The sequence below is a fragment of the Candidatus Paceibacterota bacterium genome (genome assembly GCA_028697015.1).
GTDB lineage: Bacteria > Patescibacteriota > Minisyncoccia > Minisyncoccales > GWA2-38-27 > JAQVFW01.
Map to the genome: position 1 here is coordinate 1 of JAQVFW010000004.1, position 12,577 is coordinate 12,577.

Below are 12,577 nucleotides of genomic sequence, written 5' to 3' on the forward strand. Positions count from 1 at the left end.
AAAAAAAGTTGTTGCCTTTTTAAAAAAATACGGATTTAACAGTCTTATTCTTCGTTTTTTAGAAAAAGAAAAAAAGAATATGACTCTTTTTTAAAATGTTTAATATTTTTAGATTGAGAAAAATTCTTACTTGACATTATTAACATTTTCCTTTAGTATCAAAAAAGCGTAGGTTTCTTAAGTATTCAGTGCCTAAGAAGGGTCGACCTACTTGTAATAAGAAAATTCATTATGGCTAAAAGATTATATGTTGGTGGTTTGTCCTACAATACTACCGAAGACGGCTTGAAAGAAAGCTTTTCTCAAGCAGGAGCGGTAGAGTCGGCCTCAATAGTTATGGACAAGCTTTCCGGACGTTCAAGAGGATTTGGTTTCGTTGAAATGGAAAATGACGAAGACGCTCAAAAAGCGATCGAAATGTTTAACGGAAAAGAGCTCGACGGAAGAACTCTTACTGTAAACGAAGCAAGACCGATGCAGGAACGAAGACCGGGAGGAGGAAGAGGATTCGACAGACGCGACTAAACAATAAAACCCCCCATCATTTTGTGCGTGATATCTTTACGTATAAAGCGATGGGGGGTTTTTGTATTGAAAAAAAATCGGTAATTGATTAGAATAAGCTATTATTAACCAAAAAATATGAAAAACAACAAATCTCCAATAATAACTTCTTCTCTCTTTGAGAAGAAAAGGGCTTGCGACAAACTTATAAAAGAAAGCACTCCAAGTAAGGAATTTTATTTCCTTCTTGTTGCCGCCAGTTTTCTCGCCGCTTCGGGTATTGCAGTTGATAGTCCTGCAATAATAATAGGAGCGATGCTTATTGCGCCGCTTCTTTCTTCTTTTCTGGTCATAGGGCTTGGTATAGTTATTTCGAATAGCAACCTTTCTTTGAAAAGGGCAATTACAACGCTAAAAGCTCTTGCTGTTTCAATTTTTACCGCTTTTGTTGCCAGTTTTTTCCTAAGATTCAAAGAGATTGACCCTCAACTACTAATAAAAGAAAGTTTTGTTGAGTTCCTTTTTATTTCTTTTGCGGCCGGTCTTGTCGGAACATATATCTGGGTAAGAAGCGATCTTCAAAATATCGCTTCGGGAGTTTTAGTAGCAGTGACAATTCTTCCTCCTCTTGCTTCTTTTGGCCTTGGAATGGGTCTTTTAAATAAAGAAGTGATAAGTAATTCTTTTCTTTTTTTTACAATAAATAGCTTTGGCCTTTTACTTGGAAGCATTGTGATGTTTTCTCTTTTTGGCTTTGCTTCTGATTTGGGCTCCATAGAAGAAACAGTTGAAGAAAAACTTGAAGAATACGAAAAGAAAGAAGATTAAGAAAAATTTAAAGAAAATAAACAGATAATGAATTTTTATTCAAAAAAAAGCGAAGAAGTAATAGAAAGTTTATCCTCAAATATATCGGGTCTTACTGACAGCCAAGTTAGAGAAAGAATTGAAAAATACGGGTTTAATGAAATCCCTTCCGGAGAAGAAAAGGGACCTGTCTTTATATTTTTCAAACAATTTCACAGCATCCTTATTTACATTCTTTTTGTAGCTGCCTTTATAGCTTTTATTTTCAATCATTTAATTGATGTTTATGTCATTTTTGCCGTTATTCTTATAAATGCCGTGATGGGTTTTATCCAAGAATACAAAGCGGAAAAAGCGATAGCGGCCTTAAAGACAATGATTGTTCCTCATGCAAAGGTTTTTAGAAATGGAGAGCTTCTTCAAATAGATGCAAGAGACCTTGTTCCCGGAGATATTATTTTTATAGAAGAGGGTGATAAAATTCCGGCTGATGGTAGGCTTTTAGAAGTTAAAAACTTTAGAACGCAAGAGGCCTCCCTTACAGGAGAGTCGTTTCCCGTGAGCAAAGATATTGAACCTTTGTCTTTTTCAACTGGGATTTCTGACAGAAAAAACATGATTTTTATGGGAACTTTTGCTGCGGGAGGATGGGCAAAAGCCATTGTTGTTTCAACCGGAATTCATACTGTTATAGGAGAAATAGCAAAAAGCATGAAAGAAATTAAAAGGGCAAAGGGGCATTTTGAAAAGAAGACGGATAAGCTGGCAAAGCAAATGGGCCTTATTGCCGCAAGTTTAGCACTCTTCACCTTTTTAATTGGGTTTTTTTTAAGAGATATTGAATTTGAAGAAATATTTCTTTTTACGATTGCTTCACTTGTTTCAGGGATACCGGAAGGATTACCGGCGATATTAGTTATTGTTTTAGCGGTTGGAGTCAGTAGAATGGCGAGAAAAAATGCAATAATAAGGCGGCTTTCGGCGACAGAAACTCTTGGAGTGGTAAATGTTATTGCGACAGATAAGACAGGGACTCTTACTCAAAATACAATGAATATAGAGCAGATTATAATGGACAAAGAGGATAATATTTCTGTCTCGGGCGATGGATGGATTCCAAAAGGAGAATTCAGACAAGGCAATAATATCATATTTCCTCTTGAAAAGCCGAATCTTGCAAAACTTCTCCGAATAGCTTCTGTTTGCAATAATGCCCGTTTAATAAAAGAGGAAGAAGGTTATAAAATTTTAGGAGATCCAACAGAGGCCTCTCTTGTTGTTTTAGGGGAAAAGGCGGGATTAAAAAAAGAAGTTATTCAGGAAAGAGAAAAGAGAATAGACGATATTCCTTTTAATTCCCAATTAAAATTCAGAGCTTCTCTTTCCATTTTAAAAGATGAAAAAGAAAGAAAGGAAATTTATGTTATTGGAGCGCCCGAGGCAATACTGTCTCGCTCTTCTTATTGTCTTGAACAAAGTAAAATTAAAAAATTCAGTGATAAAAAAAAGAATGAAATAATTAAAAGAACAGAAGACCTGACAAAAAAATCGATGAGAGTTATTGCTCTTGCTTATAAAATAGCAGGAACAGAAATAAACTCATTATCTGAGGAAATGGCAGATGATCTTATTTTCGTAGGGGTTGTTGGAATGATTGATCCTCCTCGCAAAGGAGTAAAAGAAGCGATAGAAAAAGCAAAAAAAGCGGGAATAAGAGTTTTAATGATTACAGGAGACCACAGGGAAACTGCTCTTGCTATAGCAAGAGAAATAGGACTTGTTGAAAGAAACGAAGAAAAAGCTTATGTAGAACAGGACCTTCTCAAAATGACAGATAGTCAATTTGAAAGAGCGGTAAAAGAAGTGTCTGTTTTTGCCAGGCTTACTCCTTCAATAAAATTAAAAATAGCGGAAACATTGCAAAAACAAGGCAATGTTATAGCAATGACGGGTGACGGAGTAAATGATGCTTTGGCTATTAAAAAAGCCGATATTGGTATTGCGATGGGAATAATCGGAACTGACGTTGCAAGAGAGTCGGCCGAAATTGTTCTTGCTGATGATAACTTTGCTTCAATCGTAAGTGCTGTAGAGGAAGGAAGAGTCGTTTTTACAAATACAAGGCAAAGCAGTGCCTTTTTAATCACTACCAATTTTGCAGAAGATGCAAGTATTATAGGAACTCTTCTTTTGGGGCTTCCTCTTCCTTTGCTTCCTACTCAGATTCTGTGGCTTAATCTTATAACAGACAGTATCCCGGCTGCTTCTTTGGCGGCAGAGCCGGGGCATGGAGAAGTTTTAGAAGAACCTCCTAGAAAAGAAAAGGAGGATATCTTATCAAAAGAAATTATTCCTTTTTTAATAGTTATGGTCTTAACGATGTTTTTGTCCGTTCTTCTTATTTTTAAGTTTTTTCTTCCTGAAGGGCTGGATAAAGCAAGAACAGGAGTGTTTCTTGTAATGGCCTTTACCCAGCTTTTTAATGCTGTTAATATGCGCTCTTTAAGAAAATCTATTTTTGAGATAGGGCTTTTCAGTAATATTTATTTTGCCATTGGTATTATCTTCTCTTTTATTTTGCAAATAGCGGTAATGTATATTCCCTTTTTTCAAAATATATTTTCATTTTATTCTTTGAGTTTTTTGGAATTCATCGCGGTTTTGATTATATCTTCTTTTGTTCTCTGGTTCGGGGAATTATATAAAGAAATGAGAAAAAAATGGACAGAAAAGAAATAAACTGGCTTATTGAAGAAAAGTATAAAAAGGGAATTACCAAAGATTTTGAAAAGGATATTTGCCGCCTTAAAAACGGAGAGCCGATTGATTATATAATTGGTTTTGTTTATTTTTTAAAGGCAAAAATAGACCTTTCCTATAAACCCCTTATTCCTCGTCCGGAAACGGAATTCTGGGCAGAAAGGGCAGTAAAAGAAATTGGAAGAAAAAAAGTCCTTTGTCTTGATCTTTTTTCGGGCTCTGGATGTGTTGGAGTAGCCGTTCTTAAAAATAACAAGAATGCAAAAGTTGATTTTGGCGAAATTGACAAAAATCTTTTAAAGCAGATCAAACTTAATCTTAATATTAATAAAATAAAAAGGGAAAGATATAATGTCTTTTATTCAGATATTTTTAGCAAGATTAAAAAGAAATACGATTATATATTTGCCAATCCTCCATACATACCGGAAAAAAGAAAAAACAAAGTCCAAAAATCAGTTATTTTGTTTGAGAAAAAGAAAGCTCTTTTTGGAAAAGAAGACGGTCTTTTCTATATAAGGATATTTTTAAAAGAAGTTAGAAAGCATCTTAAAAAAGGAGGAAGGGCTTATTTGGAGTTTGATTCTTCCCAAAAAAAAGAAATAGAAAAAATAGAGAAAGAAGCAGATTTTTATAGAGACCAATATGGAAAGTGGAGGTTTTTGATAATATCTAAAAAATGAATGTTTTAAAATAATATTCAAATTTTATTATTTTTACAGAAACAAAAAAAACACAGTTATTGTGTTTTTTTTGATTGTTTTTCAATTGATAGAAAACTATATCAATCCCATATTTCTTTTTGCTTTCATTATTGTTTTTTCGGCAATTACTCTTGCTTTTTTTTCTCCTCTGGAAAGAATTTCTCTGATTTCTTTTATTTTAAGCTTTTTCTTTTTTTCTCTGAAAGGAGAAAGAGAAAGAGCAAGAAGTTTTGAAAGATTTGTTTTTAAGTCCTTATAGCTATTAAAATTCAATTTTTCAATTGGAATGTTGCTAAAGAGAGAGTATATTTCAAGAAGATTAGAAATGCCCGGTTTTTCAACAGGATTATATTTTACTTCTCTTTCGCTGTCGGTTGTCGCCCTCATTATTTTTTCTTCTATTTCTTTTATTGAATCGAATATTCCTATTCTAGTTTCAGGGGGATCGCTTTTTGACATTTTTTTTGTCGGAATTGAAAGAGACATTATTTTTGCTCCTGCTTTCGGAAGATAAACTTCGGGAATCTTAAAAGTTTCTCCAAATCTGCTATTAAACCTTTTTCCAATTGTTCTTGTCAGTTCAACATGCTGTCTCTGGTCTACCCCGACAGGGACTATTTCTGTCTGATAAAGAAGAATATCACTTGCCATAAGAATAGGATAGTTTAAAAGTCCCGCATTAATGTTTTTTTTAAATTTTTCCGACTTCTCTTTATATTGAGTCATCCTTTGAAGATCTCCTATAGGAGTTACCGTGTTCAAAAGCCAAGCAAGCTCAGAGTGCTGGCTTACTCTTGACTGTATGAAGATTATTGATTTTTTAGGGTTAACTCCCGCAGCAAGGTAAATCATTGCTTTTTCCATGACAAGATCTTCCATCTTTTTAGGGTCAAAAGGAGAAGTTAAAGCATGAAGGTCCACAATACAAAAAAGACATTCGTTTTTTTCTTGAAGCTTTATCCATTGCTTTATTGCTCCAAGATAATTGCCTATGTGAAGCTCTCCTGTTGGTTGTATGCCGCTAAATATTCGCATAATACAAATATTGTAGCAAAATTACACTTCGATAACAACAGGAAGAACCATTGGTCTTCTTTTTGTTTTAGAATAAAGGAAATTTCCGACCTTGTTCCTTATTTCATCTTTAACGTAGCTAAGATTTACAACTTCTCCGCCGCCAGTTGATTTGTTTATTATCTCGATAACCTTTTGCCTTGTTTGAGACAAAAGATCTTTTGATTCTCTTAAATATATGAATCCGCGGGATATAATATCCGGAGAACCCTTTACTTTTCCGGCCTGTCTGTCAATAACAGCTATAATGACAAACATTCCGTCTTTTGAAAGAACCTGCCTATCGCGGAGAACAACTTCTCCTACATCTCCTACTCCGAGTCCGTCTACTATTACATAGTTTGAAGGAACGGGTTTTTTGGCAATCGAAAACTTTTCATCGCTTAAAGAAATTACCTGTCCGTTTTCAGCAACTATTATATTGCTTTCGAGGATTCCTTCGCTTTTTGCAATTTCGCTGTGGCTTACAAGCATTGAAAATTGTCCGTGGACGGGCATAAGGAATTTCGGTTTCATTAGGCGAATCATTTCTCTCAATTCTTCTTCTTTTCCGTGTCCTCCCGCATGTATATCCATCATCTTGTAATGGAAGACCTTAATTCCTTGCCTGTAAAATTCATCTTTTAATGCCTGAACGCTTCTTTCGTTTCCGGGAATTACAGAAGAAGAAAAGATAATGTTATCTCCTTTTTTAAGGCGGATAATTCTGTGTTCTTTGTTTGCTATCCGCATTAAAATCGCCTGACCTTCTCCTTGGGCCCCGGTGCAAACTATTGTTACCTGGCTATCCGGATATTTTTCCAATTCTTTTGCTGAAATAAGGGTTCCTTCTTTTATTTTCATATAGCCGGTACTTTTGGCTATTTCCACATAATTTTTCATTGAATATCCTTCAACACAAACCTTTCTTCCGTATTTTTCAGACAAAGTTATTATCTGCTGGATTCTATTTAAGAGAGAAGCAAAAGTTCCCGCTATTATTCTTCCTTTCCTTGATTTCTTGAAAATTTCTTCAAGGTTCTTTTCAATTTCTTTTTCAGAGATTGAATGTCCTGTGTCTTCGGCACCCGTTGAGTCGGACATCAAAAGAAGGACGCCGCTTTCTCCTATTTTTTTCAATTTCTTGAAATCAGTAGGAATGTCGTTTACCGGATTACTGTCAAATTTGAAGTCGGAAGTGTGGACTATTCTCCCTGCAGGGGTATCAATAATCATTCCTAAGTTTTCAGGAATGCTGTGATTTTGCCTAAAGGGCTCTATTTTAAAAGGAGGAAGAGAAAGATGGTCTCCGTCTTTTATTGATTTTAAATTCAAGTTTTTATCTGGAAATTCTTCCTGTCTTTTCATTATCAGCCCTCTTGAAAGCCGAGGGGCATAAATGGTTGGATTGTGCAGTTTTTTTGAAAGATAAGGAATTGCTCCTATATGGTCAAGGTGTCCGTGGGTTATAACAGCTCCGACAATGTCTTTTTCCCTTCCTTTCAAATAGGCGGTGTTTGGGATTATAAAGTCGATTCCAGGCATTGTTTCTTCCGGAAAGCGAAGCCCAAAGTCAATTATGAGAATTTTTTGCTCATATTCAATAAGAGTCATATTTCTCCCCACTTCTCCCAAGCCACCAAGGGCTATTACTTTTACGTCTTTTGTTTTTTTCATAAGTTTATTTTTACTGAAATTTATAAATTGAAACTTTAAATGCCCTAGAGGGGCGATTCCTATATCAATTTAAAAAATTATTTTATTTTTTATATTTTAAAGATTACGAGTTTCGTATTCTTTTAGTTTGTGCCGAGGGCGGGACTTGAACCCGCAAGCCATAAGGCATACGGCTCTGAACCGTACGTGTTTGCCAATTTCACCACCTCGGCAAATGGTAATACTTGAAGATTTTTTAATTCCAAATTCTTTTTGTCCTTAAAAACCAATTCTCGATATCGGCAAATCTTTTTGAAGGATCAGCTATTTTTTCCGTTTTTATTCCCTTTGCTTTTGCAATATAGATAAATTCAGGAGAATAGAGGAATATAGATGGAGCATCTTTGATTATAATTTCCTGAAGAAGGGCCATTTTTTCCTTTCTTTTTTCTTCATCTAATGTTTCTCTTATTTCTTCTAGTATCTTATCTGCATCTTTATTTTCATAAAGAGAAAAATTGTATCCCGGGTCTTCCTTTTGGCTTGAATGCCAGAAAGGAAAAAAGTCGGGAATACCTCCTAAAACTGTCCCTAAAAGAAGCATTTCATAATTTCGGGGCCTTATAAGCTCTTGTTCTCTTTCTTCTCTTGGAACAGCTTCTATGTTTAATTTTATTCCTATTTCTTCCCACTGTGTCTTTAAAATTTCTCCGATTTTTATAAGAACGGGGTGCTCTATCGTTTTTAAAGTGAAAGAAAGAGGAATTGTATCTTTGGAGTTTTTAAAGCAAATTTCGTTTAATTTTTTAGAAGTGGCATTGCCAACTGTTCCTGTCCCTTCCGAAAGGCCAGAAGGATCTAAGATATCTTCTCTGTATTTTTCCTGAAAAGCGTTTACGGCTTCTTTCGTATTTTCCCCGAAATAACCGCTTATTTCTCCGTCTTTATATATATCTTCAAACCTTGAAAGGCATCTTTGGAGCTCTTCCACTTCTTTTCCTCTGGAGCCGAGTTTTAGTTCCGTTTTGAATTGAAAAGAGTTTTCTTTTTCAATAATTTTTTCCCTAAAGCCCTCTTGGTTTAATTTAAATCCCGCTTTGTCAAAAATTTCGCCGGCTTTTTCTTTGTTAAAAAGGTAATTATTTACCGGCTCTTTTACTTTGTAGAGCGAAGGCAAAACAGGAGATGTCGCAATTTGTCTTTCTGCCAAAGTGTCTTCTTTCTCTTTGAGAATATTTTTAACAAGAGCATTTTTATCTGTTCCGTAATTAAGGGCTTTTCTAATATCAGCATCTTTTAGCAGTTCCGATTTTTCAAGGTTAAAGAAAATGGCAAAATATCTTGGAAAGTAGAGGCGGTAAACATTAAGATTTGTTTTTATCATACTTGAAAGATAAAGTCCGTTAATTTCTTTTTTATCTATTGCAGATAGGGCTTTTTCTTCGTTTTCAAAAAAAACAAATTTTAATTCCTCAATGAACGGCTCTTTGCCGTGATAATTGGGATTTTTTGAAAGAACAATGTATTCTGTTATATTCTGGATTACTTTTCTCTCTTTTATCTTATAAGGGCCTGAACCGATTGGTTCTGATTGGTGGATATCCGTGAAGAATTTTTGGGATGGAACATCCTGCCAAATATGCTTTGGCATTATTTTTATTGTAAGGTTTTCCAAAAAAGAAGCGTAAGGTCTTTTTAATTTAAACTTGATTTCCTTTTCGCTTATTTTTTCTATGTCTACTCCCAGCCAATTCGGGCGAAAATGGCTTTTAAAGTCGGGGTTTTGGATTGTTTTTATTGTAAAAAGAACGTCTTCGCTTGTTATTGGCTCTCCGTCTTGCCAAACTATTCCATCTCTTAAGAAAACTCTGTATGTTCTTCCGTCTTCCTCTACTTGGTAACTTTCAGCAAGATCGGGAATTATTCCAAGATTTTCGTCATATTTCATCAGTCCTGAAAAAATAACCTCGACAAGGTCTTTATCCGTATCTGATTCAAGATATATAGGATTTACAAATCTTGGCTGTCCGACTATTCCTTCAATATGAACTCCCCCTTTTGCAGGAACGATTTTCGTATTGCTAAAATAGAAATTAAGGGAAATAAAAAGAAAAGAAAGAACAAAAATAAAAGAGAAAAATAAAAAGAGTGTTTTTTCTTTCAAGTCCAAAACTTCAAATAAAAGGCCCCATTGTTTTCTGCTTGGCCACTTTTTCAAAATCATATATATAAAAATAGAGTTTTTACTTTTGGTTTAATATAAAAATCTTACAGCTAAAGAACAAAAAGTGAATTTTAGATATCTATTATAATTAAAGAATCAGGCCTAAAAGGGCAAGAAGGACAAAGAGAGAAGCAAAAATAACCGTTAATAAGGAAAGCTTTTTTTGAAAACCTCTTTTAGCAGAATAAAAATCTCCGCTTCCTCCAAATCCTGCTCCAAGGGCCGTTCCTCTTTGCTGGAGGAGAATAAAAAGAATAAGAAAGATTGAAACGACAATTTGAGCAGTCGTTATGATTTTTTCCATGATTTTTTAAAACAGAGTATGAAGCTTAAAAGCCAAATTAAAAAAGTTGTTAATATAAGGCCTGTTATTTTTTCAATCTCAAAGGTTTCTTTGAAAAGAATTCCCATTACAAAAAAGACAAGCCCTACGTTTATAATTAAAGTGAAAAGTCCGAAAGTTATTATTCTAAAAGGCAAGAAAACAATCTTTAAAATCGGCTTTATAAAGAAATTAACAAGTCCGAGAATGGCGCCTGATAGCAAAATTTCCTTATATGTCCCGGAAAATGATATCCCGGGAATGTATTTTGTCGCAATAAATATTCCAATAATTCCGGAAAGAAGATAGAAAAAGAGCCGATTGATCATAAAAAGTATTTTGGATAATAGCAAAAAAGGGTTTTTTAGTCAAGTGCAAACTTCTATTTTCATCTTTTTTAACTTAAAGTCGGGTATTGACAAATATCGAAATTCTCCTAGAATTATATCACTATTTAAAGGTCTAATATAAAAAATAAAGGTCATCTATTTAAAAAGGTAAAAACTAAGCGCTTGCGATAATTATTTGTAGCGCTTGGTTAATAAAATTATGAAAGTTAAACCATTATCAGATCATATATTGATAGAGCCGGCTAAAAAGGAGGCAAAAACAAAGAGCGGAATTTTTCTTCCTGAAACGGCGGAAAAAGAAAGACCTGAAGCGGGAAGAGTAATTGCCGTTGGTCCCGGCAAGAAAACATCTTCTGGAAAAGTAGTTCCTCTTGAAATAAAGATTGGCGACGAAGTTCTCTTTACAAAATACGGACCGAGCGAGATTAAGATTGAAGAAAAAGAATATTTAATTGCTAAAGAAGAAGATATATTGGCAATTGTGGAAAAATAAAGAGCCATTAAGTTAGCATTTGAGGGAAGATTGAAAGCCCGTCTTTGCTAACTTGAGGCAGAAATATTATGGCAAAACAAATTGAATACAAAGAAGAAGCAAGAAAAAAACTAAAAATCGGCGCGGATAAATTGACAAATGCCGTGAAGATTACAATCGGGCCCAAAGGAAGAAATGTTGTTTTGGATAAAGGATACGGTTCTCCGACAATTACAAATGACGGAGTTTCTATTGCTAAAGAAATCGAGCTTAAAGATAGAATTGAAAATTTGGGAGCTGAGATTGTAAAAGAAGTTGCCGAAAAAACAAATGATGTTGCCGGAGACGGAACGACAACTGCTGTTGTTTTGGCTCAGGCGATAATTAACGAAGGATTGAAAAACGTTACAGCAGGAGCTAATCCTCTTGCTCTGAAGGCAGGAATTATAGAGGGGAAAGAAAAGATATTGGAAGAACTGCAGAAAATGGCAAAGAAGATTACAACCAGAGAGGAAATGGCCCAAGTTGCCACGATATCTGCGGAAAGTAAGGAAATGGGAGATCTTATTGCCGAGGTTATGGATGAAGTAGGAAGAGACGGAGTTATTACGGTTGAAGAATCAAAGACATTCGGACTTCAAAAAGAAATAGTAAAAGGCCTTCAATTTGACAGAGGGTATATTTCTCCCTATATGATAACAGACCCCGACAGAATGGAAGCTGCATATGAAGAACCATATATTTTAATTACGGATGGAAAAGTGTCTTCTTTAAGCGAAATTCTTCCTCTTTTGGAAAAAATAGCCCAAAGCGGGAAAAAAGAGCTTGTAATTATTGCCGATGAAATAGAAGGAGAAGCCCTTGCAACATTTGTTGTTAATAAATTAAGAGGAACATTCAATGTCCTTGCGGTAAAAGCTCCTGGATTCGGAGATAGAAAGAAAGAAATGCTTCAAGATATCGCATGTGTTGTCGGAGGACAGGTAATATCAGAGGAAGTCGGACTAAAACTTGAAAGCACTGAACTTCAAATGCTCGGAAAAGCAAGAAGAGTCGTTTCAAAAAAAGAAACAACCACTATTGTTGAAGGGAAGGGAAATAAGGAAGAAATTGACAAGAGAATTTCCCAAATTAAAAAAGAAATAGAAACCGTTGATTCTGATTTTGATAAAGAGAAGCTTCAAGAGCGACTAGCCAAGCTTTCCGGAGGAGTAGCGGTTCTTAAAATAGGAGCTGCGACTGAAATGGAACAAAAAGCCAAGCAGCATAAAGTTGAAGATGCTCTTGCCGCAACAAAAGCAGCTGTTGAAGAAGGAATCGTTCCCGGGGGAGGAGTGGCTCTCTTAAGGGCAAGCAGTATGATTGACGAATCAATTTTTGAGGGCGATAGAAAAACGGGGATTAAAATTTTAAAAAGAGCCATGGAAGAGCCGATAAGGCAGATTGCTGAAAATGCCGGACTTGACGGAGCTGTTGTCGCTCAAAAAACAAAAGAAGGAAAAGAAGGATTTGGCTTCAATGCGGATACTATGAATTACGAAGACCTTTTCAAAATGGGGATTGTTGACCCTAAAAAAGTAGTCCGTTCTGCTTTGGAAAACGCAGTTTCTGCAGCTGGAATGTTTTTTACCACCGAATGCGTTGTTGCTGACATAATTGAAGAGAAAGAAAAAAATATTCCTCAAATGCCCCAGGATTACTAAAATCAATATAAAAGAGAGAAAA

The 12,577-nt window shown here is 35.1% G+C and carries 11 protein-coding genes and 1 tRNA gene; 6 read left to right on the top strand and 6 right to left on the bottom strand.

The annotated features are described in order from the left end of the window. Positions 1–231: 231 nt before the first annotated feature. The 4 genes from PHH50_01985 (at position 232) to PHH50_02000 (ending at position 4,754) form a co-directional block, all read left to right on the top strand. The gene (locus PHH50_01985; GenBank protein ID MDD3729071.1) at positions 232–525 is read left to right on the top strand and encodes an RNA-binding protein; all 294 of its coding nucleotides are present in this window, start codon (positions 232–234) and stop codon (positions 523–525) included. Positions 526–642: 117 nt separating this feature from the next. Further along, positions 643–1,332, top strand: coding sequence for a DUF389 domain-containing protein (locus tag PHH50_01990; GenBank protein MDD3729072.1), 690 nt, complete (start codon positions 643–645; stop codon positions 1,330–1,332). Between the two features lie 27 nt (positions 1,333–1,359). Continuing rightward, entirely contained in the window at positions 1,360–4,050 is a 2,691-nt protein-coding gene (locus tag PHH50_01995; protein ID MDD3729073.1) for an HAD-IC family P-type ATPase, read from the top strand. Next, positions 4,032–4,754: a HemK family protein methyltransferase gene (locus PHH50_02000; protein MDD3729074.1), complete on the top strand. Its 723-nt coding sequence runs from the start codon at positions 4,032–4,034 to the stop codon at positions 4,752–4,754. Before PHH50_01995 ends, PHH50_02000 begins: the two co-directional genes overlap by 19 nt. A 96-nt stretch (positions 4,755–4,850) precedes the next feature. Here PHH50_02000 and trpS read toward each other — a convergent pair whose 3' ends face one another. From trpS to PHH50_02030, 6 genes are all read right to left on the bottom strand, one after another. Beyond that, the gene (trpS, locus tag PHH50_02005) at positions 4,851–5,813 is read right to left on the bottom strand and encodes a tryptophan--tRNA ligase (GenBank protein ID MDD3729075.1); all 963 of its coding nucleotides are present in this window, start codon (positions 5,811–5,813) and stop codon (positions 4,851–4,853) included. A gap of 18 nt (positions 5,814–5,831) precedes the next feature. Further along, positions 5,832–7,505 carry a ribonuclease J gene (locus tag PHH50_02010; protein MDD3729076.1) on the bottom strand — a complete coding sequence of 558 codons (1,674 nt, stop codon included), beginning with the start codon at positions 7,503–7,505 and terminating at the stop codon, positions 5,832–5,834. Between the two features lie 130 nt (positions 7,506–7,635). Next, positions 7,636–7,717, bottom strand: a tRNA-Leu gene (locus PHH50_02015). 23 nt (positions 7,718–7,740) lie between these two features. Then, complete coding sequence (locus PHH50_02020; GenBank protein MDD3729077.1) at positions 7,741–9,708, bottom strand: ABC transporter substrate-binding protein; 1,968 nt, start codon at positions 9,706–9,708, stop codon at positions 7,741–7,743. Between the two features lie 88 nt (positions 9,709–9,796). Then, a complete protein-coding gene (secG, locus tag PHH50_02025; GenBank protein ID MDD3729078.1) occupies positions 9,797–10,012 on the bottom strand; it encodes a preprotein translocase subunit SecG in 216 nt (71 codons plus the stop codon). Beyond that, positions 9,997–10,359 (bottom strand): phage holin family protein, encoded by a 363-nt coding sequence (locus PHH50_02030; protein MDD3729079.1) that lies wholly within the window; start codon positions 10,357–10,359, stop codon positions 9,997–9,999. The genes secG and PHH50_02030 overlap by 16 nt, the downstream gene beginning before the upstream one ends. A gap of 220 nt (positions 10,360–10,579) precedes the next feature. Here PHH50_02030 and PHH50_02035 point away from each other — a divergent pair, with 220 nt between their 5' ends. Both PHH50_02035 and groL read left to right on the top strand, forming a co-directional pair. Further along, a complete protein-coding gene (locus PHH50_02035) occupies positions 10,580–10,873 on the top strand; it encodes a co-chaperone GroES (protein MDD3729080.1) in 294 nt (97 codons plus the stop codon). A gap of 68 nt (positions 10,874–10,941) precedes the next feature. Further along, positions 10,942–12,555: a chaperonin GroEL gene (gene groL, locus PHH50_02040; GenBank protein MDD3729081.1), complete on the top strand. Its 1,614-nt coding sequence runs from the start codon at positions 10,942–10,944 to the stop codon at positions 12,553–12,555. Positions 12,556–12,577 lie beyond the last annotated feature (22 nt).